21 protein-coding genes are annotated in these 26,886 nt (G+C 65.4%); 11 read left to right on the plus strand and 10 right to left on the minus strand.

What is annotated here, in order from left to right; translation table 11 throughout:
• Positions 1-96: 96 nt before the first annotated feature.
• The 3 genes from QZY01_RS22690 to uvrC form a co-directional block, all read right to left on the minus strand.
• Complete coding sequence (locus QZY01_RS22690) at positions 97-345, minus strand: MoaD/ThiS family protein (protein WP_294541836.1); 249 nt, start codon at positions 343-345, stop codon at positions 97-99.
• Complete coding sequence (pgsA, locus tag QZY01_RS22695; protein WP_294541838.1) at positions 342-935, minus strand: CDP-diacylglycerol--glycerol-3-phosphate 3-phosphatidyltransferase; 594 nt, start codon at positions 933-935, stop codon at positions 342-344. The genes QZY01_RS22690 and pgsA overlap by 4 nt, the downstream gene beginning before the upstream one ends.
• Before the next feature lie 75 nt (positions 936-1,010).
• Positions 1,011-3,017: an excinuclease ABC subunit UvrC gene (gene uvrC / locus QZY01_RS22700; RefSeq protein WP_294541840.1), complete on the minus strand. Its 2,007-nt coding sequence runs from the start codon at positions 3,015-3,017 to the stop codon at positions 1,011-1,013.
• Between the two features lie 159 nt (positions 3,018-3,176).
• Between uvrC and QZY01_RS22705 the strand changes: the two genes are divergently transcribed.
• From QZY01_RS22705 to QZY01_RS22715, 3 genes are all read left to right on the plus strand, one after another.
• Positions 3,177-3,773: a hypothetical protein gene (locus QZY01_RS22705; protein ID WP_294541842.1), complete on the plus strand. Its 597-nt coding sequence runs from the start codon at positions 3,177-3,179 to the stop codon at positions 3,771-3,773.
• 165 nt (positions 3,774-3,938) lie between these two features.
• Entirely contained in the window at positions 3,939-4,871 is a 933-nt protein-coding gene (locus QZY01_RS22710; RefSeq protein WP_294541844.1) for a ribose-phosphate pyrophosphokinase, read from the plus strand.
• Between the two features lie 59 nt (positions 4,872-4,930).
• Complete coding sequence (locus QZY01_RS22715; protein ID WP_294541846.1) at positions 4,931-5,470, plus strand: adenine phosphoribosyltransferase; 540 nt, start codon at positions 4,931-4,933, stop codon at positions 5,468-5,470.
• Between the two features lie 425 nt (positions 5,471-5,895).
• On the opposite strand, the gene QZY01_RS22720 is transcribed toward QZY01_RS22715, so the two are convergent.
• The 5 genes from QZY01_RS22720 to QZY01_RS22740 form a co-directional block, all read right to left on the minus strand.
• Complete coding sequence (locus tag QZY01_RS22720) at positions 5,896-7,254, minus strand: DEAD/DEAH box helicase (RefSeq protein ID WP_294541849.1); 1,359 nt, start codon at positions 7,252-7,254, stop codon at positions 5,896-5,898.
• A 227-nt stretch (positions 7,255-7,481) separates the two neighbouring features.
• The gene (gene purU / locus QZY01_RS22725) at positions 7,482-8,381 is read right to left on the minus strand and encodes a formyltetrahydrofolate deformylase (protein ID WP_294541852.1); all 900 of its coding nucleotides are present in this window, start codon (positions 8,379-8,381) and stop codon (positions 7,482-7,484) included.
• A gap of 108 nt (positions 8,382-8,489) precedes the next feature.
• On the minus strand, positions 8,490-8,831 hold the full coding sequence (locus QZY01_RS22730) for a hypothetical protein (RefSeq protein WP_294541854.1): 342 nt from the start codon (positions 8,829-8,831) through the stop codon (positions 8,490-8,492).
• 127 nt (positions 8,832-8,958) lie between these two features.
• Positions 8,959-12,432 (minus strand): AAA family ATPase, encoded by a 3,474-nt coding sequence (locus tag QZY01_RS22735; RefSeq protein ID WP_294541855.1) that lies wholly within the window; start codon positions 12,430-12,432, stop codon positions 8,959-8,961.
• Positions 12,432-13,679, minus strand: a complete 1,248-nt coding sequence (locus tag QZY01_RS22740; protein WP_294541857.1) for a DNA repair exonuclease — start codon at positions 13,677-13,679, stop codon at positions 12,432-12,434. Before QZY01_RS22740 ends, QZY01_RS22735 begins: the two co-directional genes overlap by 1 nt.
• A 282-nt stretch (positions 13,680-13,961) precedes the next feature.
• On the opposite strand from QZY01_RS22740, the gene QZY01_RS22745 reads away from it, so the two are divergent.
• The 8 genes from QZY01_RS22745 (at position 13,962) to QZY01_RS22780 (ending at position 24,690) form a co-directional block, all read left to right on the plus strand.
• Positions 13,962-14,780 (plus strand): carbon-nitrogen hydrolase family protein, encoded by an 819-nt coding sequence (locus tag QZY01_RS22745; protein ID WP_294541858.1) that lies wholly within the window; start codon positions 13,962-13,964, stop codon positions 14,778-14,780.
• A gap of 79 nt (positions 14,781-14,859) precedes the next feature.
• Positions 14,860-15,696 (plus strand): dihydropteroate synthase, encoded by an 837-nt coding sequence (folP, locus tag QZY01_RS22750; protein WP_294541860.1) that lies wholly within the window; start codon positions 14,860-14,862, stop codon positions 15,694-15,696.
• On the plus strand, positions 15,683-16,204 hold the full coding sequence (folK, locus tag QZY01_RS22755) for a 2-amino-4-hydroxy-6-hydroxymethyldihydropteridine diphosphokinase (protein ID WP_294541861.1): 522 nt from the start codon (positions 15,683-15,685) through the stop codon (positions 16,202-16,204). The genes folP and folK overlap by 14 nt, the downstream gene beginning before the upstream one ends.
• 358 nt (positions 16,205-16,562) lie before the next feature.
• A complete protein-coding gene (locus QZY01_RS22760) occupies positions 16,563-18,137 on the plus strand; it encodes a response regulator (protein WP_294541863.1) in 1,575 nt (524 codons plus the stop codon).
• Positions 18,134-20,761 (plus strand): ATP-binding protein, encoded by a 2,628-nt coding sequence (locus QZY01_RS22765; protein WP_294541865.1) that lies wholly within the window; start codon positions 18,134-18,136, stop codon positions 20,759-20,761. The genes QZY01_RS22760 and QZY01_RS22765 overlap by 4 nt, the downstream gene beginning before the upstream one ends.
• A gap of 92 nt (positions 20,762-20,853) precedes the next feature.
• A complete protein-coding gene (locus QZY01_RS22770; RefSeq protein WP_294541867.1) occupies positions 20,854-21,477 on the plus strand; it encodes a hypothetical protein in 624 nt (207 codons plus the stop codon).
• Positions 21,478-21,563: 86 nt separating this feature from the next.
• Positions 21,564-22,679 carry an acyltransferase gene (locus QZY01_RS22775; RefSeq protein ID WP_294541868.1) on the plus strand — a complete coding sequence of 372 codons (1,116 nt, stop codon included), beginning with the start codon at positions 21,564-21,566 and terminating at the stop codon, positions 22,677-22,679.
• A gap of 94 nt (positions 22,680-22,773) precedes the next feature.
• Positions 22,774-24,690, plus strand: coding sequence for an ABC transporter ATP-binding protein/permease (locus QZY01_RS22780; RefSeq protein ID WP_294541870.1), 1,917 nt, complete (start codon positions 22,774-22,776; stop codon positions 24,688-24,690).
• A 50-nt stretch (positions 24,691-24,740) separates the two neighbouring features.
• Here the strand turns inward: QZY01_RS22780 and QZY01_RS22785 are convergent, their stop codons facing one another.
• Together QZY01_RS22785 and QZY01_RS22790 are read right to left on the minus strand one after the other, a co-directional pair.
• Entirely contained in the window at positions 24,741-25,628 is an 888-nt protein-coding gene (locus QZY01_RS22785; protein ID WP_294541872.1) for an alpha/beta hydrolase, read from the minus strand.
• 85 nt (positions 25,629-25,713) lie between these two features.
• On the minus strand, positions 25,714-26,727 hold the full coding sequence (locus tag QZY01_RS22790; protein WP_294541875.1) for a polyprenyl synthetase family protein: 1,014 nt from the start codon (positions 26,725-26,727) through the stop codon (positions 25,714-25,716).
• Between the last annotated feature and the right edge of the window lie 159 nt (positions 26,728-26,886).

Consider the following 26,886-nt stretch of genomic DNA (forward strand, 5'->3'; position numbering starts at 1 on the left):
CCGGATGAGGGGTTTCCAGCCGCGTTAATCGTTGCGCGGCGAGAAACCCCTCATCCGGCGCTTCGCGCCACCTTCTCCCGCAAGGGGAGAAGGGAATCACCCCCCCGTCATCGGCGGGAAAAAGGCGATTTCGCGCGCCCCGGCGATGGCCGCCTCCGGTTTGGCGTGAACCCGGTCGATGGCCGCCCGCGCCGTCCCATGGGCGAAAGCAGCGGCGTAATATTGATCCTGCGCCGACAGCCAGCCGATCAGATCGGCAACGCTGCGCAGGTTCGAAGGCAGATCGCGTTCTTCCTCGGCCTTGCCGATTCGCTCGCGCAACGAGGCGAAATAGACCAGTTTCATTCCTCGACCACCTGTTTGATCCCAACCTTCAGATAGTCCCAGCCGGTGTAAAGCGTCAGCAGGGCGGACAGCCAGAGCAGGCACAAGCCGATCCGAACCGTGCCCGGCAACACCACTTCGCCGGCCCGCCCGGCGATCAGAAAGCCCAGCGCGATCAACTGCATGGTGGTCTTCCACTTGGCCACCTTGCTCACCGGCACCGAAACCTTGACCTCGGCGAGAAACTCGCGCAGACCCGAGACCAGGATTTCGCGGCACAAAATCACGATGGCCGCCCAGACCGACCAGCTCTTGATGGTGCCGTCGGCGACGAGAATCATCAACACGGCGGAAACCAGCAGCTTGTCGGCGATCGGGTCGAGCATCCGGCCAAGCTCCGATTGCTGCTCCCAGACGCGGGCGAGATAGCCGTCGAAGAAATCCGTCACCGCCGCCAGCGTGAACAGGCCGAGCGCCGTCCAGCGCAAGGCATGTTCGTCGGGCCAGAACAGGCAGGCGACAACGAGCGGCACGATCAACACCCGGCCGAAGGTCAGGTTGTTCGGCAGGTTGAAAATGCGGGCGCTGTTTCGCGCGGGACTCTGAGTCATGTCGCGAAGGAAGCTTTTTCGCGCCGTCGCGTCAATAGAACATTTTTTTGCGGACATGTTCCGGACGCAACCGCTTCAACCCTTGTCGTGAAAATGGTCGAACACCAGCTTCGCCATGGCGGAGGAAAAGCCCGGCGTCTTTTCGAGATCGGCCAAAGCCGCCGCCGCCACCGCCTTGGCCGTGCCGAAAGCCTGCAACAGCGCGCGCTTGCGCGCCGGGCCAATGCCAGCGATCTCGTCGAGCGGGTTTTGCGCAAATTCCTTCTTGCGCCGGGCGCGATGGGTTCCGATGGCGAATCGATGCGCCTCGTCGCGCAAGCGCTGCACGAAATAAAGCGCCGGATCGCGCGGCGCCAGCCGGAACGGCTCCCGGTGGGCCAAGAAAAACGTCTCCCGCCCGGCGTTGCGGTCGGCGCCCTTGGCGATGGAGGCCACCGTCACCCCGGTCACGCCGATTTCTTCGACCACCGCCCGGGCGGCGTCGAACTGGACGCGCCCGCCATCGATCAAAATCAGGTCAGGGCGCTGCGGAAAGGCGTCCGGGTCGGCCGTCGCGGTTTCGTCGGTTTCCTTGATCATGCGCGAAAAGCGCCGGGACAAGACCTCGCGCATCATCGCGGCGTCGTCGCCGGGCGCGAGTTCGGTCTTGATGTTGAAGGTGCGGTAGTGGGTTTTCATGAAGCCCTGCGCGCCCGCGACCACCATCGCGCCGATCGCCGCCGTCCCCATGATGTGGGAATTATCGTAGATTTCGACGCGGCGCGGCGGCGCCGCCAGGCCGAAGGCCGCAGCCAGCGCTTCGAGCAGCTTCGTCTGGCCGGCGCTGTCGGCGAGGCGCCGGCCCAAAGCCTCGCGGGCGTTTTTTTGCGCGTCGACGACCATTTCGGCTTTCTCGCCGCGTTGCGGGCGGACAATTTCGACCCTGTGGCCTTCCCGTTCGGCCAGCGCGCCCGCAAGCCAATCGGCTTCGTCGATGTCGTGCGACAGCAGGATCAGACGCGGCGCCGGCCGGTCGGCGTAAAATTGCCCGAGGAACGGCCCCAACACCTCGCCCGCCGACAGACTGCCCTCGGCGCGCGGAAAATAGGCGCGATTGCCCCAATTCTGACAGGCGCGGTAAAACACCGCCTCGACGCAGAATTGCCCGGCTTCAACGTGCAGGGCGAAGACGTCCGCCTCGGTGACGTGGCGCGGATTGATCCCCTGTTCGCCCTGAATGGCGGCGAGCGCCGAGATGCGGTCGCGCAGGCGTCCGGCGCGTTCGAATTCGAGTTCCGCCGCCGCCGCATTCATCTCCCCAGCCAGCCTTTCGCGCACCGCGCGCGACTTGCCGGCGAGGAAATCGCGCGCCTCGCGCGTCAGTTCGTCGTAACTTTGCGCCGAGACTTCCCCGGTGCAGGGGCCGGCGCAGCGCTTGATCTGGAACAGCAGGCAGGGCCGGCTGCGGTTGTCGTAATAGGAATTTTCGCAGGAGCGCAGCAGGAAGGCGCGTTGCAGCACGTTGAGCGTGCGGTTGACCGCCCAGACGCTGGCGAAGGGGCCGAAATAATCGCCCTTGCGGCTGCGCGCGCCGCGATGCTTGGTCAATTGCGCGCCGCGCTCGTCATGCGTCAGCAGGATATAGGGAAAGCTCTTGTCGTCGCGCATCAGCACATTGAAGCGCGGCTTCAACTGCTTGATGAGGTTGGATTCGAGCAGCAGCGCCTCGGTCTCGGTGCGCGTCGAGGCGAAGACCATGGTCGCGGTCAGCGCGATCATCCGCGCGATGCGGTTGGTGTGGCCGCTGAGCCGCGTGTAGGAGGCGACGCGCCGGCGCAGGCTTTTCGCCTTGCCGACATAGAGCACGGCGCCGGCCTCGTCGAGCATGCGATAGACGCCCGGTCCCGCCGGCGCATGTTTGCCATGGACGCGAATGGCGCGCGCGCCGCGGCGCAGCGAAGCGGTCGCCGCCTCGCCGTCAAGATCGAATTCGACGCCCGATTCGGCCTCGGCCGGCGCCGCGTCCAGATCGTCGATCTCTTCCATCTTCTCGCCGTCCGGCAGATCCGGCGGCGCGTCCTTTGGGCCTTGCGGTGGAATCATCTCGCTAATCTAGGGGCCAGGCGGTCCATGCGAAAGGCGCTTCGCCCGCGCGCCGCCCTTTTCCCGCCCGCAAATTCGATCGAGATGCTGGACCTTTGCGCCTTTTGCGGTTAGCAGTGAAATTAATGAATCGTCAACGACTCCTCAGGAGCGACGGATATGGGTGGAACTCTGGAGGCAACCCGCGGCAAGGGCGCTCTCGCCGGCTTTATGGCTCTTGCCGGGGCTCTCGCTCTTGCCGGCTGCGCCGATGCTTCCGGCCCGGCGCCGGGCGCGACCGCCCAGGCGGTATCGTTTCGTCCTTCCGGCGCCAGCCCCAGCCCCGCCGCCCTCGCGGTCACGCAGATGGAAGGCGCGCCGACGCAGGTGCAAAAGCAATTCATGGCCTTGTTCAATGCCGACGTCGTCAAGGATGACGTGACCCTGACCAATTCGGCGAGCGCGCGTTATCTGGCGCGCGGCTATATTTCCGCCTTCCCGGTCGAAGGCGGCGCAAGGCTCACCTATGTCTGGGACATTTACGACCGCGCCAACCACCGCGCGCAGCGCCTGAACGACGAGATCGCGCTCAAGGGCGCAGCCGCCGATCCGTGGTCGCTCGTCGATGGCGCGGCCTTGCAGGCGTTGGCGGAGCGCAGCGCCGGCGAATTATCCGCCTATCTTTCCAATACGCCCGAAGCGCTCGCCGCCAATGCGGCGCAGGCCGCGCCGCAATCCCTGCCGGCAAAAGCGCTTTCCTATTCGGACGGGCGCTGATTTTTCACCGGCCGGCTTCCCCTCTTGCGCCGGCCTGTTTGGCGCAAAACCTTTTCCTTTTTTACAAATTCAAGACAGCGCTTTCCATTTTTATTGTTCATTGCGGAACCGCCTGCTAAGACCCGCGCAGCTTGGGAAATGCAAGGCGGCGTGATGGCGGGTGCTATGAAAGTCCTGGCGGGCAATTCGAACCGCCCTCTGACCGAGGCGATCGCCGCCTATCTCGGAGTGCCGCTGACCAAATGTCAGGTCCGCCGTTTCGCCGACATGGAAATCTTTGTCGAAATTCAGGAAAACGTGCGCGGACAGGATACTTTCGTCATCCAGTCCACCTCCTTCCCGACCAATGACAATCTGATGGAGGCGCTGATCATGATCGATGCGCTGCGCCGCGCCTCGGCGCGCCGCATCACGGCGGTCATGCCCTATTTCGGGTACGCCCGGCAGGACCGCAAGCCGGGGCCGCGCACCCCGATTTCCGCCAAACTGGTCGCCAATCTGATCACCCGCGCCGGCGCCGACCGCGTGCTGACCGTCGATCTTCACGCCGGCCAGATCCAGGGCTTTTTCGACATTCCCACCGATAATCTGTTCGCCGCGCCGGTGCTGGTGCGCGACATTCAGGAAAAGCTCGATCTTTCCAACATCATGGTGGTTTCGCCCGACGTCGGCGGCGTCATCCGCGCCCGCGCGCTGGCCAAGCGCATCAACGCGCCGCTCGCCATTGTCGACAAGCGGCGCGAACGCCCCGGCGATTCCGAAGTGATGAATATCATCGGCGAGGTGAAGGGCAAGAGCTGCATCCTCGTCGACGATATCGTCGATTCCGGCGGCACCCTTTGCAATGCGGCCGACGCCCTGCTTGAGGCGGGCGCCACCGACGTGCGCGCCTATATCACCCACGGCGTGCTGTCGGGCGGCGCCGTCGCCCGCATTACGGCTTCGGGACTCAAGGAACTGGTCGTCACCGACACCATCCTGCCGACCAAAGCCGTTTGCGTGGCGGAAAACATCCGCGTCATTTCCATCGCGCCGCTGATCGGCGAGGCCATCGCCCGGACCGCCAAGGAAGAGAGCGTCTCCAGCCTGTGGAACTGACTTTTTTTTCGCGCCGAGGCGCGCCGTCTTCGCCAGCCATTCGATTTTTCGGGACGACCATGAACATTCAAGCCGACCTCAAATCCATCATCCGCACCATTCCCGACTATCCCAAGGCGGGTATCCAGTTCCGCGACATCACCACCTTGCTCGGCGACGCGCGGTCGTTCCGCCGCGCCGTGGACGAGTTGGTGCAGCCCTTCGCCGGCCAGAAGATCGACCAGATCGCCGGCATCGAGGCGCGCGGATTCATTCTCGGCGGAGCGGTGGCGCACCAGCTTTCCGCCGGCTTCATTCCGATCCGCAAAAAGGGCAAGCTGCCGCATATCACGGTATCGGTGGCCTATAGCCTCGAATACGGGCTCGACGAAATCGAAATCCACCAGGACGCGATCCAGCCCGGCGAAAAAGTGCTGCTGATCGACGACCTGATCGCCACCGGCGGCACGGCGACGGGCGCGATCGAGCTGTTGCGCAAGCTCGGCGCCGATGTGGTCGCGGCCTGTTTCGTCATCGACCTGCCGGACCTCGGCGGCGCACAGAAGATCCGCGACCTCGGCATACCGGTTCGCGCGCTGGTGGAGTTTTCGGGGCATTGAGGCTTCAATGCTCGCAGTTGCAAGAACCTTCGCGGCCCCTGTCCCTTAAACGGCGGGGCTGTCCGGGGAAAACCTGAAAAAACCAGATACGGGAAACTTTCTTCGTATTTCAACCAGAGATCGTCATGGTCGGGCTCGTCCCGGCCGTCCACGCGGTAAAGCTTGCGCATAATGCTCGACATCCCGGTTCGCGGATCGGCGTGGATTGCCCGGCGCATAGGGCGTCGAAAGACGCCCGTCTCTCTGCGGGCTATGGCCGGGCATGACGACCTTGGGTTGCAAGCAAGCTGGAAACCTCAACCGTTTTCTTTTCCCCGGACAGCCTTGCGTAAACGGGGAGAGGCAGTCGTGGCGACAACGGAGCGCGGCAGCAAAAAGGCCGGGTTTTCACCCGGCCTTCGCTGTTTCTGTTCGTTGAACTCAACTCACCCGCGCGGACCCTTGCGCGAAAAGCTGTCGCCGCTTCGCGCGGGGCGCTTGTCGCCCGCCGCCGCCGGGCGCGGAATCGCGGCGCGATTGGCTTCGTGCTGGCGGCCATGTTCGCGTCTGGCGTCGCCGTGACGCGTCGGGGCCGGGCCGCGACGCTCGTCCGGACGATGCGCCGGGCGGCCTTGCGGCTTGCCTCGCGCCGGCGGGGCTTCTTCAGGCGCCAGCGGGTTGAGCCGCAGATCGGTGAACGGAATGGTCTGCTTCGTCAGTTTCTCGATGGCGCGCAGATAGGCGCGCTCCGAATTGTCGACGAGCGAGATCGCCTGCCCTTCCGCGCCGGCGCGCGCCGTGCGGCCGATGCGGTGGACGTAGGACTCCGGCACTTCCGGCAATTCGAAATTGACCACATGGCTGACCGAATCGACATCGATGCCGCGCGCCGCGATATCGGTGGCGACCAGCACCCCGACCTGGCCGTTCTTGAAACCGTCGAGGGCGCGGGTGCGCTGGTTCTGGCTCTTGTTGCCGTGAATGGCGTCGGCCGAAAAGCCGGCGTCGTTCAAAAATCCCGCGACGCGGTCGGCGCCGCGCTTGGTGCGGGTGAAGACGATCGAGCGGCTGAAATCGGGGTTTTTCATCAGGTCGATCAAGGCGCCGCGCTTGCCGGCGCCTTCGACCAGAATCACCCGTTGCGACACCAGATCAGCGGTCTTGGCGACCGGGGCCACCGAGACTTTTACCGGATTATGCAGCATTTCGCCGGCCAGAGCGCCGATTTCGCTCGGCATGGTCGCCGAGAAGAACAGGGTCTGGCGGGTTTTCGGCAATTTGGCGAAAATCTTGCGGATCGGCACGAGAAAACCGAGGTCGAGCATATGATCGGCCTCGTCGAGCACCACCGCCGTTGTAGCGTCGAGCCGAAGCGCGCCGGTGGACAAATGGTCGAGCAGGCGGCCAGGCGTGGCGACGAGAACGTCAAGCCCGCCTTGCAAAGCCTTCAATTGCGGGCCGAAGCTGACGCCCCCAAAGATCGTCGCGACCTTCAGATTGGCGTGGCGGCCATAGACTTTAAAGCTTTCGCCGATCTGAGCGGCCAGTTCGCGGGTCGGGGCGAGCACCAGCACCCGCGCCATTTTCGGGCGCAGGCCTTGCGGGAATTGTTGCAGCCTTGTGATCAGCGGCGTGGCGAAAGCGCAGGTCTTGCCGGTGCCGGTCTGGGCGATGCCGAGCAGGTCGCGGCCTTCGAGCAGCGGCGGAATGGCTTGTTCCTGGATGGGTGTCGGATGAATGTAACCCTCGTGGGTGAGGGCGCGTAAAACGTTCTCGGCAAGGCCGAGATCGGAAAATTGAGTCACGTGGAGACTTTCATATGGGACCGCAACGGCGCGCCAAAACGCTGCCGCGACAAGCGGTTCTATCGAAGACGGCCCCGCATAGATTGGGCTGTCGGCCATGGGAGGCTGATTGGGCCGGGCGACGCGTTACCGTCCTATGCGCCGGCGCCTCTGTTTGCTGAAAAACAGCATCATAGCATTACAGGCTTTGGCCGGGAAAAGCAAATGGCGGACGCAAGCTTCCGCAATCATTCGGTGAACACGATGGTTTTCGAGCCATTGATGACGACGCGGTTTTCGACATGATAGCGCACGGCCCGGGCCAAAACCCGGCGCTCGATGTCGCGGCCCTTGCGGATCAGATCGTCCGGCGTGTGGTGATGCGAGATGCGCTCGACATCCTGCTCGATGATCTGGCCCTCGTCGAGATCGGCGGTAACATAATGCGCCGTCGCGCCGATGACCTTCACGCCGCGCGCATGAGCCTGGTGATAGGGACGCGCGCCCTTGAAGCCGGGCAAGAAGGAATGATGGATGTTGATGCAGCGGCCCTTGAGTTTGGCCGCCAGTCCGTCCGACAGGATCTGCATGTAGCGCGCCAGCACCACCAGTTCGGCGCCGGACTGCTGAACCAGCGACCAGATCTGCGCCTCCTGCTCCATCCTGGTTTCGCGAGAGACCGGCAGATAATGAAACGGAATGTCGTCGAAATCGAGATGGTGATAGGTTTCGCGCGGGTAGTTGGCGACGATGGCGACGATTTCCAGCGGCAATTCGCCGATCCGCCAGCGATAGAGCAGATCGGCCAGGCAATGGTCGAATTTCGACACCAGAATCATCACGCGCGGGCGGTCCGACTGCGCGGAAAGCCGCCATTTCATGCCGTATTCGCGCGCGAGGTGCGAAAAGCTTTCGCGCCACGCCTCGATCTGGGCGCCGGGCAGCGCCGGATCGATCTCGATGCGCATGAAGAATTGATTGGTCTCGACTTCGTCGAACTGGCGCGAATCGGCGATGTTGAAGCCGGCCTCGAAAATATGGCCGGCAATGCGCGCGACAATGCCCGGACGGTTCCGGCAGCTCAACAGCAAGCTGTGTTTTTCTCCGCCGCGCATGATTTCAAAATCGCAGGCTGCGGGTCTGTTCATCGTCTGGTATTCGTCGGCCATAACGCACACTCACAGCGGCCCGCCGAGAGGACGGGTTTTTCCGCTGTGTAGTGTCAAAAGCCGAAAAAGTCGATGCGCCGAAAGGCGTCAGCGACGCGGGCCGCGAATCCGCGCCAAGGCATAGGCGGGCAGCAAAACCGGGGCCGCCTTGCCGCCGCCGCCCCGCGACTCGTTTTCCTCTTTGGTCGGCAGCAGCATCACCGCCGTGGCGCAGACCACGCCGCCGAAAAACAGACCGAAGCCGCCAAACAGCAGCACCAGCGCCTGAAGCATCATATCGGAGCGCAGCGTCAATTCGCGGATGCCGCCGACATTGGAAATCAGCACCGCTCCCGCGCCGGCGAAACCCACCGCCCAGCCAAAAGCCCAATTGGAGATCATCAGCCGGACAATGCGGCTTGAGGCGGTGTTCCCGCGCGGTTGAACCATGGAGCCGAGCCTTTGCAAGAGAGCGTTCCATGCAATCTAGCGCATTTACCGCGCCGCGCCAGAGCCTTGGCTTTTTTGCCGGCTCGAACGGACTGACAATATTGTGATCGCGGTATTGTGATCGCGGTCACGGGCCGGCGTCGAGCCGGAGGATCTGCGCCCGCTCGCCCAGTTCTTGCCGGGCGATGGCGACGATATGGGCGTGATGGGTAAAGACGATCGGCTGGATCGCGCCGCTGGCCTGTTCAAGGGCTTGCAATCCGGCGGCCACGCGCGATTCGTCGAAACTGGCGAAAATATCGTCGACGATGAACGGCGGCGCCTCGGCGCGCGCGGCGTAATCGTCGAGAAAGGCCAGACGCAAGGCAAAATAAAGCTGGTCGCGCGCGCCTTCGCTCAAGGCGGCGATCTCAAGTTTCTCGCCGTCGCCCGCGCGCAAGGCCAGCAGTTGCGACTGGTCGTCCTCGCCGTAATTCTGATCGAGGCCGGCATAACGCCCCTGGGTGAGGCTCGAAAACAACGCGCCGGCGCGCGCGATCAGCGGGTCCTTGTGGCGGTCGCGGGCCCGCGCCAATCCGGCGTTGACCAGCAGCGCCGCCAGTTTCAGCACCGCCCAGCGCCGCGATTGTTCGGAAATTTCGGCGCGGGCGCTTTCGCGCTGCAAAATGGCGGCTTCCGCGCCCATGCTCTGCTGCAACTTCAGCCATTGGCCTTCGGTTGCGCGCAGGCCGGCGTGAATTTCGCGCGCCTCGTTCTTGCGCGCCTCGCTTTGCCGCTCGATTTCGGACAGGCGGATGCGCGCCGTATCAGAATGGAAATCTTCCGCCTCGCGCGCCAGAATCGCTTCGTCGAAACCATCGGCGACCAGAGCCAGACGCCCGCGCTCGGCCACAAGCGCGGCGGCGGCCAATTCGCGGCTGTCCAACCGCTCGGCCAGAACGCAGGGGGCGCCGGAAAAACCGGCCGCTTCGCCAAAGCTTTGCAGCGCCGCACCGGCGCGGGCAAGGGCTTCTTCGCTCTCGCGCGCTTTTTGCGCCGCGTCGCGCATGGCCCGCTCCGCCCTTTCGCGCAGCGCCGCCTGCTCGCGCGCCCGCGTCAGATTCTTGCGCAATTGCGCCACCGCGGCGAGCGCCGGGCGCGAGGGCAGGTCGCGGGCGCATAGCGCCAACAGGGCGTCGAGTTTGCGCTCGAACTCGGCAATGTCATTGGCGATGGCGACGACGCGCTGCGCCTTGTCGTCGTCGTCCTGCACCTCGCCGGGCAGAGCCCGCCACAAGACGATGCGAGCCTGCGCCTCGTCGAATGTTGCATCCTCCTCCAGTCGCAGGATTTTCAGCGCGGCTTGCCACTCCTCGCGCCAGATCGCCTCCTCCGCCGTCAATTCGTCAAGCCGCTCCTTGATCCGGGCGATGCGGGCCGGCCCGTCGGCGATTTTCGCCCGGGCCTCACGCGCCGCCTCCTGCGCCTTGGCGATTTCGGCGATCCGCGCCTCAATGCGCCGCGCCAGCGCCGCCCCGTCGAGCGGCAAGGAGGCGAGCCCGCATTCGCTCGCGAGCGCCTCAAGTCCCGGCTGGGTGGCGGCGAGCCTTTGCCGCCATTCGTCGGCCTTGCCCTGCTGACGCGCCGCAGACTCGCGGTCTTCGAGCAAGGCGTCGGCGTCCTTGCGCCAGACCATCATTTTGCGCGGCTCGTTCGCCGCGATCCCGGAGGCCCGCCAGTCCTGAGCCCATTGCGCCTGTTGCCCGGCGCGCTCCCGCGCCAGAACCGCGAGCGCGTCCCCGGCGCGCCGTTGCTCCTCCAGCGCGGCGGCGATTTTTTCGCGCTCGGCTTCGGCGGCGGCGACGCGCGCCGCGTCGGTCAGCAGAGCGTCGGCGCGCCGATCGGCTTCGCCGACCAGCATTTCATACTGTCCAGCCCGGGCGCCGACGACGGCGGGGTCCGCCGCCGCCTGCCCGTCCAGCAGGCTTCGCAAAAAGAGCCATTCGGCCTCGCGATGGTCGCGCGCCTCGCGCAAAGCGTCGAAACTGGCGACCGCGCCGAGCCTTTCCAGCGCCCGCAATTGCGCCTGCGCCGCCGCCAGACTTTCGTCCGCCGCCAGCGCCTGCTGCCGCGCCGCGCGTTCGCGCGCCTCAAGCTCATCGAGCGCCTGTGCCGCCTGTTCGATCCGCGCCGCGTCCGGACTGGGGTTTTGCGCAAACAGGTCGAGACTCGTCATGGCCGGCGTGAGCCGCGCGCATTTTTCGGCGAGGAGTCGCGCTTTTTCCGCGCAGGCGAGCGCGGATTCGCGCCAAGACTCGTCCCAATTCGCCACCCCCCCGAAAGCGGCAAGTTTTTCCCGCAACGTCGCGGCGTCGACGGTCGGCGCCGGCTGTTCGGCGCGCAGCAAGGCGAAGCGGCGTTCTTCCTCCGCCAGATTCTGCGCCTGTTCCGCCTTGCGCTCCAACAGACCGCGCCCTCGCGCCGCGGTTTTTTCCGCGCGCGACAAAGCCGCCGCATCGGGCAGGGCGGCGCGCAAATCTTCCGGGCCGTTGAGGCCGCAGGTTTGCGCGCGAAAAATCAGCGCCTGCCTCGCCTCGCGCGCGGCGGTCTCGCGGCGCGGCAGGTCGGCCAGCGATTTCTCATAGGCGCCGCTGGCGCGGACGATGTCCTCGATACCTTCCGCCCGCGCCAGCAGACCGGCATCGAATGTGGCCTCTTCGCTTTCGAGCCGCGCCGCCTCCAATGCCTCCCGCGCGCGCGCCGCCTGTTCGCCAGCCGCTTTTTCCGCTTCCAGCAACGCCGCCCATTGCCGCGCCCATTCCGGCGAAAAGCCGGCGAGATCGTCGAAGCCGGCGAGATGTTCGCGACAGGCGGCGAGGGTTTTCAGGATCGGCGCGGCTTTGCGCAACCGTTCCAGCCGCAGCCGTTCGGCCTGGGCCTGTCGTTCGGCCTCCTCGATGGCGGCGATTTTTTCGCCCGCCTGCGCGATTTCTTCGCGTAGCGCCTTCAACGTCGCTTCCGACAGAGTCGCGGCTTTTTCTTCCGCCCGCGCCGCGTCGTGGCGCGACAGCGCCTGATAGAAGCTGCGGTGCGCCGCCTTGCTCTTGTCGAAGATCTTTTCCGCTTCCTGCTCCAGACTGGCGCGCAGATCAATGAGGTTGCGCAACCCGGAGGCGGCGGCGAACAGGCTCGCGCCGATCTCGCCTTCGGCACGCAGCATCTCATTGGCGCCCTCGCGCAAACCGCGCGCGTCGAGGCCGAAGGCGCGATGAAAAATATCGCGGCTCGCCGCGCCCAGGAAGGGCGCCAGCGCATCGTCGAGCAGCGCCGCGCCCAAGGCGTCGAGCAGAGTATTGCGGTCGCCGCGCCGCCGGAAAAATTGTAAAATCTGGCCGTTGCGCCCTTTAATCGTCGCGCCGAGCCGCAAATCCTTCGGCCGCAAGAACCCGATTTTTTCGCGGCGCGGCGCGCCATAGAACAGGTCGCCGATGGCGGCGAGCGCCGAGGATTTTCCCGCTTCATTGGCGCCATGGACGATGTGGATTTTGGCCAGCGGATCGAACTGCAACCTTAACCCGTTGAAAGGGCCGTAGCAGTCGAGGGTGAGGTCGAGAATCCTCATCAGGCTTCGCCCTCCTGGCGTTCGGCGCGAAACAGGGCGAGGTCGCGCGCCTGCGCCAGCAGCGCGTCGAGTTCCTCGCTCAAAGGCGCCACGCCGGGCGGAAACTTGTTTTCAATGCTGCGCAGCGCCGCCAGCGCCTCGGCGCGCAGATCGGCGTCGGACAGGCATTCGTCGAGCAGCGCCGAAAAATCGAAATCGCTGGCGCCCGGGGCGCCGCGCGGGCGCGTCGACGGCGCCGCCAGCGGCAGCGTTTCGAGCGAAAAACGCTCCAACACGATATCTTCATGGGCGCGCTGGGCCGCCGCCTCGATCTCGTCGCGCCAGATCGCCGGATCGGCGGCGAATTGGCCGTGCAGGGCGCTCGCGCCTGTCAGCCGGATGCGCAAGGCGAGCAGGCGCCCCCCTGCCTTTTCGGCTTCGGTTTTCGCGCAAGCCTCGACGGCGCGCAACAGGGCGGAGGTCTCCTCATGCGGCGCGGCGTCGAGGACGATTTCGGCGAAGCGCGCGCGATCGACGATCAGCCGGCGCAACCCGGCGACCTCGCCGCCGGCGACATCGACCAGCACCGCGCCCTTGGCACCGGTCTCGCGAATATGGCGGCCTTGCAGATTGCCGGGATAGACGACGAAGGGATCGCGCGAGACCACTTCATGCGCGTGAACATGGCCGAGCGCCCAATAATCGTAATTCTTGGCGCGCAAGTCGTCGAGGCTGCATGGGGCGTAGGCGGCGTGGCCGGGGCGTCCGTCGAGCGATGTATGCAGCACGCCGATGTTGAACCAGCCGGGCCTGGGCGCGGGATAGGTTCGGGCGAGATTTTCGCTCTGCGCGCGATGGGAAAAGCCGCGCCCGTGCAAGGCGACGCGCCATTGCGGCAGTTCGAACGTCCCCGCCCTGCCGGTGGGAAACTGCTGCGCCAGATCGGGCAGCGACAGGCTTCGGGTGACGACGGAATCGGCGTCGTGATTGCCCTTGAGCAGATAGCTCGCGACGCCGGCCTTCGCGAGGCGGGCGATCTGGCGGTTGAAGAACAAGGCGATCGAGGCGTCGCGCCAGTCGCCGTCGAAAATATCGCCGGCGAAAACCGCGAAGGCGATGTTTTCCTCCAGCGCGCGGTCGATCAGATCGACAAAGGCGTCGCGGCTCGCGCCGGCGAGTTTTTGCGCCAGAGCCTCGTCGCGCAGGGCGAGGCCCTTGAGCGGACTGCCCAGATGCAGGTCGGCGGCGTGGAGAAAGGTGAAGGACATGCAATTTCCGGCGGGAACGATTCGCTGCTGATGTTAACCTATTAATGGATCGGTCGGCGGCAAAGGCCGGCCCGACACGCGAACCGGCGCATGATTCCGGGGAATGGCGAGACGGGCGACTTCGAAGCCCAAGCTTTATCTCGATCAAGATCGAATGAGGGAACAAATAAAGAACATTTGAAGGCCTGTCAACCACCGCTTTCAGCGCCGCCACCGCCCGACATCGGCTTGCCTCGGACCGCCAAACTTGCTCTTCTAGCCTCGGCCTCAACGGGGAAAATCATGAAAGTCGCGCTGATCCAGATGAATTCGACCGACGACAAGCCGGCCAATCTGGCGCAGGCCCGCGCGCTGATCGACGAGACCGTGGCGCAGGAAAGGCCCGACTGGATCGGCCTGCCCGAAGTGTTCGATTTTTTAGGAGGTTCGCGCGCCGAAAAATTCGCCGCCGCCGAGATTTTGCGCGAAGGCCCGGCCTATGAATTGTGCCGGGAGTTGGCTGCCAGACATGGCGTGTTCATTCACGCCGGCTCGTTGCTCGAACGCAACCCCAATGGCGAAAGCCTGTCCAACACCACAGTGGTGTTCGACCGCGCGGGCCGCGAAATCGCGCTCTATCGCAAGATTCACCTGTTCGACGTGACGACGCCCGACGGCGCCGCCTATCGCGAGAGCGCCACTTTCACCGCCGGGACCGAACTGGCGACTTATGACTGCGAGGGGCTGACCTTCGGCTGCGCCATCTGCTACGACCTGCGCTTTCCCGCGCTTTTTCAGGCGCTGGCGGCCAAGGGCGCGCAGGTTCTGGTGCTGCCTTCCGCCTTCACCCTGCAGACCGGCAAGGACCATTGGGAGACCTTGTGCCGCGCCCGCGCCATCGAGACGCAATGCTGGTTTCTCGCCCCGGCGCAGTTCGGGCCGCATGTCGTGCGCGACGAAACCCGGCTGACCTATGGCCATTCGCTGGTCTGCGATCCCTGGGGCCACAAGGTCGCCATGGCCGGCGACGGCAAGGGCTTCGTCACCGCGCGCATCGACGCTCTGAGCGTCGCCCGGGTGCGCGCCGCCATTCCGGTCGCCGCGCAACGGCGGACCTTCTGATTTTTCCCTCGGCGGCGCGTGGCTTTACTCGGGGTTCGGCGGCGCTTAAAAACGGCGCCTCTTCGAGCAAGGACCGCGCATGGACCGATTTGACCGCACTCGGGCGGCGGCAGACTCTTTTCTGGCGAAAATCGGCCAGAAACCGCTGGTCATGGGCATTTTGAACGTCACCCCGGATTCCTTTTCCGATGGAGGAAAATTCCTTTCGCCCGAATCCGCGCTGGCGCAGGCCCGCGTCATGGCGCAGGCCGGCGCCGATATCCTCGATCTCGGCGCGGAATCGACGCGGCCCGGCTTTGCGCCGGTGAGCGCGGAAGAGGAATGGGCGCGGCTCGAAAGGATTCTGGCGCCCCTGATCGGCGAGACATCCCGGCCGCTGTCGATCGACACCACCAAATCCGTCATTGCCCGCCGCGCCCTCGCGCTCGGCGCGGCGCTGATCAATGACGTCTCCGGCCTGCGCGGCGATCCCGCCATGGCGCAAACCGCAGCCGAAAGCGGCGCGGCGCTGGTCATCATGCATTCGCGCGCGGAGGTCGACGCCGGCCTCGACATCGTCGCCGACATGACCGCATTCTTCGGGCAATCCCTCGCTCTGGCGGCGCAAGCCGGCGTGGAGCGGCGGAAAATCCTGCTCGATCCGGGCATCGGCTTTGGCAAGTCGCTGGCGCAAAATCTCCGCGCGCTGGCGGCGACAGCGCGTTTGCGCAAAAAATTCGAACTTCCCATAGTGATCGGGGCGTCGCGCAAAAGCTTTCTCGGCGCCTTGACCGGCGCCGCGACGCAGGACCGGCTCGCGGCGACGCTGGCCGCCAATCTCGCGGGCTTTACGCGCGGCGTCGCGGTATTTCGCGTCCATGACGTCGCCGAACATGTCGCCGCGCTTCGTATCTGGAGCGAAATTGACCGCGCCTGAACCCGGCAAGGGCCCGGCGCTGGTCGGGCTGGGGCTGGGCGCCAATCTCGGCGATCCCGCCGCCAATCTGCGCCGCGCGGTCGAGGCGCTGGCCCGCGCGGGCCTGCGCTTCGAGGCTCTGTCCTCGCTTTACCGCACCAGGCCCTGGGGCGTGACCGACCAGCCCGATTTCGTCAACGCCTGCGCGCTGGCGCGCACCGATCTCGAACCGCTGGCGCTGCTCGACCTGATCCAGGCGACCGAACAGGCTTTGGGGCGTCAGCCGACGCTTCGCTGGGGGCCGCGCGTCATCGACATCGACCTGTTGTTTTATGACGATCGGATCTGGCGCGACGCCCGGCTGACCCTGCCCCATCCCGGCCTGATGGAGCGCGCCTTCGTCTTGCTGCCGATGGCGGAAATCGCGCCCGAAACCCGCATCGGCGGCGTCCGTCTCGCCGAGGCGGCCGGCAAAATCGATGCGGGCGGGGTGCTGCGGATCGGCGGCTTCAAACCCTTTTGTCGTTGATTTGACTTTATCTTCTCAACACTTGCGCTTCGCCCGGCGGCGACCGGGCCGGTCTTAGCGTAACCTAAATATTAGCCGGAACAATTACTTAATAATATTTGGCAATAATGCGCCAAGCGAAAGCTTCGCGCGAAGCCAAAGCTCCTCCGGCGCCGGAACGCCGGGAAAGCGAAACTTCCGGCGACGAAAGCGACGTTCTCGCTGCCTGTCGGCTTTTTCGACGCGTTTCGATTCGTCAAAAAAGGGGTCAGATAATTGTTTTTAAAGCATATTTCTATCCAAGAAGTCTCCAGCCCGCAAGAACTGCGCGCGACAGGCGCTTCGCGCGGGCGGAAAAAAAGAACAGCCGGGTCGGTCAATGGCGCTGATTGTGATTGTGGATGACCGGGACACCAACCGGACGATCTATTCGAGGCTCGCGCTGTCGATCGGCGAGGGCGTCAGGGTCCATGCCTTCGGCGACCCTTGCGCGGCGCTGGAATGGCTCGAGCGCAACCGGCCGGACATGATCGTCACCGATTACGACATGCCGCAGATCAATGGCGAAGAATTCATCGGGCGTTTTCGCGCCATGCCCCATTCGTCCGCCGTGCCGATCATGATGATCACCGTCAACGACCGACGCATGTTGCGGCTGCGGGCGCTGGAAAGCGGCGCCACCGATTTTCTCACCACGCCGATCGATCATTACGAGTTCCTGTCGCGGGCGCGCAATCTGCTCAAACTGAGCAAAAGCGCCGGAACGCAAAAGCCGGACACCCTCGAACGACCCTCCGAAGCGCAGCCCGCGCCCGCCGCGAGCGCGCCGGAGGACGCGATCGCCATCGCCGCGGCGCAATTTGAGGCGCAGGGCGGCGAGACCGGCGGCAATGCGTTGCATGTGGTCGAGATCGGCGGGCCCGGCCGCGACAGTTTCGATCCCGACGTCGTCGTCGCCGCCTTGCGGCGGCAATTGCGCGGCGACGACCTTATCGCCCGCCTCGACCGACGGCGCTTCGCCGTTTTGCAGAGAAATGTCTTCGACGCCGCCGACGCCGACGCCTGCGCGCGCCGGCTGCTGGCATTGCGCGACTTGGGCGGCTTCGCCGCCTTGGGCGCCTTGGGCGGCGTCGTGAAAGTGGGCACGTCGCCGCCGCGCGACGAGGTCGGGGCGCCGGAAAAAAGCGCGGCGGCGCGACTGCGCGAGGCCGCCGATTCCGCCCGCGCCCAACCAGAACCCGCCGCCGAGCCCTGGGTTTTCCAGCCGCTGATCGATCTGCATTCGGGCGCCGTCGTCGGGGCTCGGGCGCTCAACGGCGCCGGTCTGGCCGAAGCCGACGATCCCGAAGCCGTGCGCGCCGTCCTTTCTTTCGCCTCGGCGCTGCGCTCAAGCGGACGCCCGTCCTTTCGCCTCGGCCTGCGGCTCGACATGAAGCCAAGCGCATCGGCGCCGCTGGCGCTGCTCCTCGCCCCCCTGCTCGCCGCAACGCGCGTTCCGCCCTCCTGGCTCGATCTGCGGATCTGCGCGCGGGAAGCGCTCGAACACGGCGACCGCGCGAAGGAACAGGCGCAAGCCCTGAGGGCGCTCGGCATCGGCCTGACACTCGATCTCGGCGCGCCGGGGCCAAAACCCCTTGACGGCGTCGATGCGGCCCGGACTCTGCGCGGCTTCGCGCAAATGTGGCGGCCGACGATCCAGTTCCCGAGCGGCGACCGAAACGCCATGACGCTCGCCTACCGGCTCGGGCGGCGGGCCGAGGGACAACCGCCGCTGCCGCTGCTGGCCGACGGCGTCGCCTCGTCGGTCCTGCTGAGGCCTCTGCTGCGCGCGGGCGTCGGTCTCGCCCAGGGAAGCTGCTTCGGAGCGCCCTTCCCGCCCCGCGATCTCGAAGCCCTTCTTGCCGGAGGCCGGGGAACCGACGGCGGTCCGCAACCTGCGGCGCGACGCGCGTGACCCTCCGACAGCGCCCTTTCGCCCAATCCGCCGCCCGCCGCAACAGGCTCGCCGCCCTGGCCGCGCCGGCGGGGCGCATCTTCGACTTCTGGCGCGGGAGCGGCGAACAGGCGGTTACGATCAGCCGCCTGCTGCTGGTGAGCCTGGTGCTGGTCGGCGCGAGCGTCCAGACCTGCGTGGGCGGAAGATCGGCTCAGGAGTTTTTCCGCGTCGGCATGCCCTGGCTGCAAGCCTATCTGGCGCTGACGGTCGTCCTTCAAGCCCATATCATGCTGCGGCCGAGCCCCAACGTCACCCGCAGACTGCTGGCGATCGGCGTCGATACGGCGATCATTTCGCTTGGCATGCATTGCGGCGGCGTCGCCTCGGCCTATCTATTTCCGCTCTATTTCTGGATGATTCTCGGCAACGGCCTGAGATTTGGCGGCGTTTTCATGGTCGCCGCCGTCGTCGGAGCGGCGGCCGGATTCGCCGCGACGGTCGCCTCGACGCCGTTCTGGCGCGCCAACATGGCCTTTTCGCTCGGGCTTTTCCTGGCGCTGATCGTCATTCCGGTCTATGGCGGCCTGCTGTTGCGCCGGCTGGCCGAAGCCCATGCCGAGGCCGAGCGCGCCAACCATGCCAAGACTTTGCTTCTCGCCTGCGTCAGCCATGAATTGCGCACCCCGCTGACCGCCATCGTCGGGCTCGCCGCGCTGTTGCAGGAGACCGAACTCGACGCCGAACAGCTTGAAATGATCCGCACCGTGAGCGGCGCCGGGAGCCTGCTGTTGCGCCATATCGAGGGGCTGCTCACCGTCTCGCGCGACGAGATCGAACGCGGCCAGGCGCCGCCGGAACGCGTCGATCTGCCGGCGCTGATGATTTCGCTGCGCGCGATGCTGGCGGTGGAGGCGGAAAAAAAAGGCCTGGCGCTCGGCCTCTGCCTCGAGGCAGACACGCCGCGCCATATTGTCGCCGAGCCCGGCCTGTTGGTCGACGTGCTGCACAATCTCGTCGGCAATGCCGTGAAATTCACCGCGACCGGCGCCGTTTCCATCCATGCCGGCGTCGTCCGGCGCGACGCCGAATGCCTCGACCTGCGCGTCGAAGTTCGCGACACCGGCATCGGCCTCGAAAAATCGGCGCAGAAGCGCATTTTCGAAAGTTTCGTCCAGGCCGATCCGGACATTGCGCGCCGATACGGGGGCAGCGGCCTCGGACTTGCAATCGCCCGGCGGCGGCTGGAGATACGCGGAGGCCGTATCGGGGTGGAAAGCGAGATCGGCGAAGGTTCCTGTTTCTGGTTCGAACTGACGGTCGGGACCGACAGCCGACAGGCGAGCGCGCCCGCCACGCCGTCGGCCGAAAGTTCGGACCGGAAATGCAATGATGGGCGCGCCCGGGAAGTCGTCCAGGAACTCGCCGGCCACTTGTTCACATGGCAGACCGGGTCGCGCGGGCGGCCGCCGTTCGACGGCGCGCAAGCAGGCGAGCCAGTCTGCCTCGTAACGAAAGGCTCCGTCGATGCTCTGGCGGTGGCGCGACGTTTCGCTTATGCCGCGCTCGCCCGCGACGACGACCCCGGCAGCCGGGCGCGCGGACGCGATCTGGCGGCCCGCATGAAAGTTCTGGCCGCCGGACAGGGCGACGCGCCGCCGGAAGACGGGCGGCGGCGCGCCCCACCGCGCGAGGCGCGCAAAATCCTGCTGGCGGAGGATAATGGCGTCAACCTGATGGTGCTGGACAAGATTCTGACCCGCGCCGGCCATGCGACGACCGTCGTCACCGATGGCGAAACCGCGCTTGAAGCCATGTTCGAGGGCGCTTTCGACGTAATTCTACTCGATGTCAACTTGCCGGGCATCAGCGGCGTCGAGGCGGCGCGACTTTATCGACTGGCGCTGCCGCCGCAGGCGCGCGCGCCGATTGTCGCGCTTACCGCCGACGCGGATATGGCGCGGCGCGAACAATGCGAACGGGCGGGGATGGTCTGCGTCCTCACCAAACCGATCACGCCGGAAGCCCTGCTCGACGCGGTGGCCGAAGCCTGCCGGACGCCCGCCGCCGCGCAACGCAACCAGCGTGCGGCGCGCAAGTCTCGGGAGGGAAAGCCTTGGGAGGGAAGGCCTTGGGAGGGAAGGCCTTGGGAGCGCAATTACCGGGAGCGCAACCCGGCGGGGCGCGACGGCGACAGCCGATCCTCGCCGCGACCGCCCGACGCCTTGAGCGAAGTCCTCGATCCTGCGGCGCTGGCGGCGCTGGCCGCGCTGGGCGGCGGGGCTTTCCTGCGCGATGTGATCCTGAAATTCCTCGGCGAGGGCGCGCAAATCGTCGAAAGATTGACGCGCGCCCTCGAAATCGGCGATTTCGACGCTTTCCAGCATGAAGCCCACGCCCTCGATTCGAGCGCCGGCAATATCGGCGCCGCCGGCCTCGCCCGGCTGTGCCGGACGTGGCGCGGCGCCGAGCCTGCGCGCATCGCGCTCCACGGCGCCGATTTCCTCGACGCGTTGCGCCGCGAATGGTCGCGGGTCGGGCGCGCGCTCAACGCAGAACTGGCCCGCCCGGCAAGACCGGACCCCGACCGTCCGCCGTTGCGGGATTGCCCAAATCCGCCGCGAACAAGCCTCCCGGCGTCTTGAAAATTTCCGGTCCACAATGGCCGCCGAACATGTAAAGTCGATGGTGCGGGTCTGATTCCGCCCAAAAATTCCTCCGGAGACTTCGTCGCTTCATGGCCAAGAAAAGCAAAGTCCGCCGGCTGCAAAACGCCCCGGCCGCGCCGGCCAAAACGCCAGGGAGTATCGCAAATAGGGGCCTCTCCAAGAAGCGGACCGCCGCCACGAAAGGGGCCGCCGCAAAAAACAAGACCGGAGCGCCCGCAGCCAAATCGGCGGGCCGCGCCAAAAGCGCGCTCGCCAGCAGCGCCGTTGACAGGAAGTCCGCCGGCAAACGACCCTCTGGCCGGATCGCCCTGACCGCGCCGCTGGCGCGGGCGCGCAAATTATCGGGCGACCTCTATCAGGCGGCGAGCCTCGCCATCTGGGCCGAAGCAGTGGATGCCGCGCCGGTGCCGGACCGCGCGGCGCTGATCGAGCTTCAGGACGCGATTTGCGACGCCGGCGACCTGTTGCGGGACGCCTGGGCGACGAATCCGAAACATCTCATGTTGTATTGGGTCGCCTGTTTCGACCGCGAGGGCCTACCCGTCACACCGCCGCGCTTCATCACCGCCACCGACGGGGACGAGGCGCTGAAAATTTTCCACGCGGCGTTCAAGGGGGAGTTCGGGCGGCGCAAACCCCGCGCCTATCCGGTCCCGGCGTTGGCGGAAAAGCCTACCCTGCACGATCGATGAAAGGCGGAGCGTTAACGGTCGCGACTTGTCCCGCGCCCCCTTTGCCTCTATGACACCCTCCTTTCGTTCAGCGGGGCCGACGAGAGATGATTTTACTGGGACAGGTTCAGGGCCGGGACAATAACTTCTTCCTGATCCGCATCCTTGCGGCCTTCACCGTGCTGTTCGCGCACAGCCATTCGCTGGCGACGACCGAGCCATATTACGATTTCCTGACGCCGCTCGGCTTCAAGACCGGCGCGATCGCCGTCCATATCTTCTTTTTCACCAGCGGATTTTTCATCACCGGCAGCCTTGTTTCGCGCGACAACATCATCGACTTCGCCTGGGCGCGCTTCATGCGCATCTTTCCCGCGCTCTGGCTCATGCTGCTGGTGACCGTCGTGTTCATCGGGCTGTTCATCACCACCTTGCCGGCCGGCGAATTTTTTTCCTCGCAAATGACCCATGAATTTGTCCGGCGCTGCGCCACGCTGGTCAATGGCATACGTTACCAGCTGCCCGGGGCGTTCGAGACCAACCCCTACCCGATCGCGGTGAACGGCTCGCTGTGGACCATGCCGATCGAATGGCGGATGTACGAATATCTGGCCGGCGCCTGGATGTTGTTCGTGCTCAAACCCTCCTGGCGCCCTGCGGCGTTCCGTATCGGATTTCCGTTGGCGACGCTGGCGCTGATGGCCATCGCCTTCGCCACCTTCAATCTTCACGACCTGAGGAACGACGGCCAGATCGGCATCGCCGAGTTTTTCGCCGGCTCGTCGCTTTATGTCTGGCGCGACCGCATCGCCTTGTCGCGCGGGCGACTGGCGCTGATGTTCGGCGCGCTCTGCCTTGCGGCCCTTAACCGGCAGGCTTTCTTCATCGTCTATCTCATGGTCCTCGGGCCGATGACGCTGAGTCTGGCCTATCTTTTCGGCGGCTTCATCCGCAAGTTCAATCGCCTCGGCGATTATTCCTACGGCGTTTACATCTACGCCTTCCCGGTACAGCAAAGCCTTGCCGCGCTGATCCCCGGCATTTCGGTCAACCGGATGAATGTCTATGCGTCGCTGATAACCTTGACCCTGGCCGTCATTTCCTGGCATCTCGTCGAAAAGCCGGCGCTTGACCGCAAATTCATCGCGGCGGCGGCGACCCAGCGGCTGTTCGACTTTTGCCGCGCCGGGTTGACGGATCTTCGGCGCCGGATCGTCGCCTGAAGCGTCGCGCGATTGGCGCCGGAGGCGCGCGCCGCCTATATGATCGCCAGGACGGTCACCGCAACAGAAATCCAACAATAAAGGCGCCAGCCCTTTGGACGCTCCTTCCCCCTCCGAGCCGCGCCAGGTCCAACTCTGGGCGGCGCTGGCGCAACTATGGCCCTATATCTGGCCGGGCCAGCGCGCCGATCTGCGCCGGCGCATCTTCGCCTCCGGCGCGTTGCTCGTAGTCGCCAAGCTGGCGACCATCGCCATTCCCTTCGCCTTCAAATGGGCGACCGACGCGCTGGCGGCGATCCAGAGCGGCGGCGGCGCGACAACGGCGCTGTTTGCCGGGCCGGCGGCGCTGACCTTGCTCTATGCTGCGCTGCGCGTGGTCATGGCCGCCCTGACCCAGGCGCGCGACGCGCTGTTCGCCGCCGTGGCGATGAATGCGGTGCGCCGGCTCGCCGTCGATGTGTTCGGCCATGTGCATGGCCTGTCGATGCGTTTCCATCTCGAACGCAAGACCGGAGCGTTGACCCGCGTGCTGGAGCGCGGCCGCAACGCCATCGAGACCTTTTCGCGCATGACGATGCTTAACGCCTTGCCCACGGCGCTGGAATTTATCCTGATCCTGGCGGTGATGCTGTTTCATTTCGACTGGCGCTACGCCGCGATCACGGTGGCGACAATCGCCGCCTATCTCGTCTACAACGCCTTCGCCACCAATTGGCGCAGCGGCATCCGCCGCTCGATGAACGACAGCGATTCCGACGCGAACGCCAAGGCCATCGATTCGCTGCTCAATTACGAGACGGTCAAATATTTCGGCGCGGAACAGCGCGAGACCGAACGCTACGACCGCTCGATGGCGCGTTACGAGCGCAACAGCGTCAAGAGCTATGTCTCGCTCGCCGTGCTCAATTTCGGCCAGGCGCTGATCTTCTCCATCGGCATGGCCCTGATGATGGTCCTTTGCGTTTCCGGCATCAAGGCGGGGCGCAACACCATCGGCGATTTCGTCATGCTCAACACCATGCTGATCCAGCTCTACCAGCCGCTCAATTTCATGGGCATGCTCTACCGCGAGTTGAAACAGGCGCTGATCGACATTGGCATGATGTTCGAACTGCTGCACCAGCCCAATGAAATTGTCGAGGCGCCCAATGCGCCCGCGCTGGTTGTCAAGGGAGGCGAGTTGCGGTTCGAAAACGTGCATTTCCATTACGACCCGGCGCGGGAGATTTTACGCGGCGTCGATTTCGAGGTTCCCGCCGGCAAGACATTGGCCATCGTCGGCGCTTCGGGCGCCGGCAAATCGACGATTTCCCGCCTGATCTTCCGCTTTTTCGATCCGCAGCAGGGGCGCATCACCATCGACGGGCAGGACATCGCCAAGGTCACGCTGGCCTCGCTACGCGCCTCGCTCGGCATGGCGCCGCAGGACAATGTGCTGTTCAACGACGCCATCCGCTACAATATCCTTTATGGCCGCCCCGAGGCGAGCGAAGGGGAAATGCGCGCGGCGGCGGAACTGGCGCAGATCGACCGGTTCATCGAAAGCGCGCCGGGCGGCTATGACGCGCAAGTCGGCGAGCGCGGACTAAAACTGTCCGGCGGCGAGAAACAGCGCGTCGCCATGGCCCGCACCTTTTTGAAGGCGCCGCCGATTCTGGTGCTGGATGAGGCCACCAGCGCCCTCGACACCCTGACCGAGCGCGAAATCCAGGGCGCGCTGGAGACGGCCTCAAAGGGGCGAACCACCATCGTCATCGCCCATCGGCTGTCGACCGTAGTCAATGCCGATGAAATCCTGGTGCTCGACAAGGGCCGCGTCGTCGAGCGCGGCGATCACCAAAGGCTGCTGGCGCAAGACGGCGCCTATGCCGCGCTGTGGCGGCGGCAATTGCAGGACGAAGCCGAGCCGGCCTCGCCGGAGACCATGGCGAAGGATACCGCGGCGGTCGCCGGGCCGGCAAATTTTTCGCGCGAACTCGACGACGCGATTTTGCGGGCGTCGGAAATCTGAGGGGAAGTCGCGATCGCGGCGCGCCAGAGCCGGCGAGGCCAGAAGTGAACTTACTCCAGCCAGCGCCGCGCAAAATCTCCGACATGGGCCAGCGCCCGGCGTCCGGGTTCGAGACGCGCGTTCCAGAGCGGCCAGGCGTGGATCATCCTCGGCCAGATTTCGAGCGTCACCGCGTTTTCCGCCGCGCCGGCCGCCGCCGCCAGACGCGTGGAATCCGACAACAGCGTCTCGTCGGAGCCGACCTGGATCAACAGCGGCGCCAGCCCGCGCAGGTCGGCGAACAGCGGCGAAATTCGCGGATCCTTGCGATCGAATCCGGCCGGAACATAGGCCTGCGCCAATTCTTCCAGATAGGCCTTGTGAATCAGCGGATCGACCGCGTCCTTGCTGGCCATGGCGTCGCCCGACATGGTGAGGTCGGTCCAGGGCGACGCCAGCCAGGCGCAAGCCGGCGCCGCTTCGCCCGCGTCGCGCAGATGCTGGAGCAGCGCCAAAGTCAGGCCGCCGCCGGCGCTGTCGCCGCCGACGACGATTTTTTTTGCCACGATCCCCTGTTGGCGCAAGAACGACCATGCCGCAATCGCATCCTCGAAGGCCGCCGGAAAGGGATGCTCCGGCGCCAGCCTGTAGCCCACCGCCAGCGTGCGCAGGCCGCAGGCGCGACTGGCCTCCGAGACCATGCGGCGATGGCTGAGAATCGAGCCCGAGCAATAGCCGCCGCCGTGGAAAAACAGCAGGACGCCCGAGCAATCGGCGCCGGCGACGCTCGAAAATTCAGCGGGAATCCCGCCGATGTCGACCTTTTCCAACCGGACGTCGCCGGCGACCGGCCAGACGGCGCCGACCTCGTCGAGACGCGCCCGCCTTTCTTCCCAGCCGACCGGGCGGGGCTTCGAACCCAGAAGGGCGCGAACGACTTCGATTTCGCTCTCGGCCAAAGTCCCGCTCCGATGTGGCGGCTTTGTCAGCTTTCCAAATGGGAGTCTCGCGGCGATTGAACACCCCGGACCACTATCAAAGTCTTCAGTGCGCGCGGCCAATGCAGAAATCGACCGCTTCCAGCAACGCCCTGCGCGGGGCCGAATCGGGGAAAAGCTCCAGCGCGTCGCGGGCCATCGAGCCATAATGGCGCGCCCGTTCGACGGTGTCCTCCAGCGCGCGGTGCTTTTTCATCGTCGCCAATGCGGTTTCGAGGTCGCCTTCGGCGATGTCGCCCTTTTCGAGCACGCGCTTCCAGAAAGCCCGCTCCGTCTCGTTGCCGCGCCGGAACGACAACACCACCGGCAGGGTGATCTTGCCCTCGCGGAAATCGTCGCCGACATTCTTGCCGAGCTTGGCGGCCTGGCCGCCATAATCGAGCGCATCGTCGATGAGCTGGAAGGCGACGCCGAGATTCATGCCATAGGCGCGGCAGGCCGCGACTTCGGCCTTGGGGCGGTTGGCGACGATAGGGCCGACTTCGGCGGCGGCGGCGAAAAGCTCCGCCGTCTTGCCGCGAATCACCGCGAGATAGGCGTCTTCCGTGGTCTCGGTGTCCTTGGCGGCGGAAAGCTGCATCACCTCGCCTTCCGCGATCACGGTCGCGGCGACCGACAACACGTCGAGACAGGCGAGCGAGCCGACTTCCACCATCATGCGGAAGGCCTGGCCGAGCAGAAAGTCGCCGACCAGCACCGAGGCCTCGTTGCCCCACAACAGGCGCGCCGCGAGCTTGCCGCGCCGCATCTCGCTCTGATCGACCACGTCGTCGTGCAGCAGCGTCGCGGTGTGCATGAACTCCACCGCCGCCGCGAGCTTGACATGGCCCTCGCCCTGATAGCCGCACAGGGCCGCCGTCGCCAGCGTCAGCATCGGTCGGAGCCGCTTGCCGCCCGACGAAATCAGGTGGGTGGCGACTTCCGGAATCATCGCGACATCCGAACCGGTGCGGGCCAGAATGGTCTGGTTGACGCGGTTCATATCGGCGGCGACCAGGGCGACGAGCGCCTCCAGGCCGGGATCGCTGGCTTTGTCGTCGAAAGGTATGACCAGGCCCAAGGCGACATCCTCTTTGGTTTTCGCGCGCGACCATAGGGCTTCGTCCCCAAGGGAGCAAGCGTCTGCGCGCATTGTCAGGACTAATCCATCCTTCTACGATGAAACCCGCCCTCCAGGATGAAACCCGCCGCCGATGATCGAATTGCTGCGCACCAATGA

Source organism: uncultured Rhodoblastus sp., from assembly GCF_903903185.1.
GTDB lineage: Bacteria > Pseudomonadota > Alphaproteobacteria > Rhizobiales > Beijerinckiaceae > Rhodoblastus.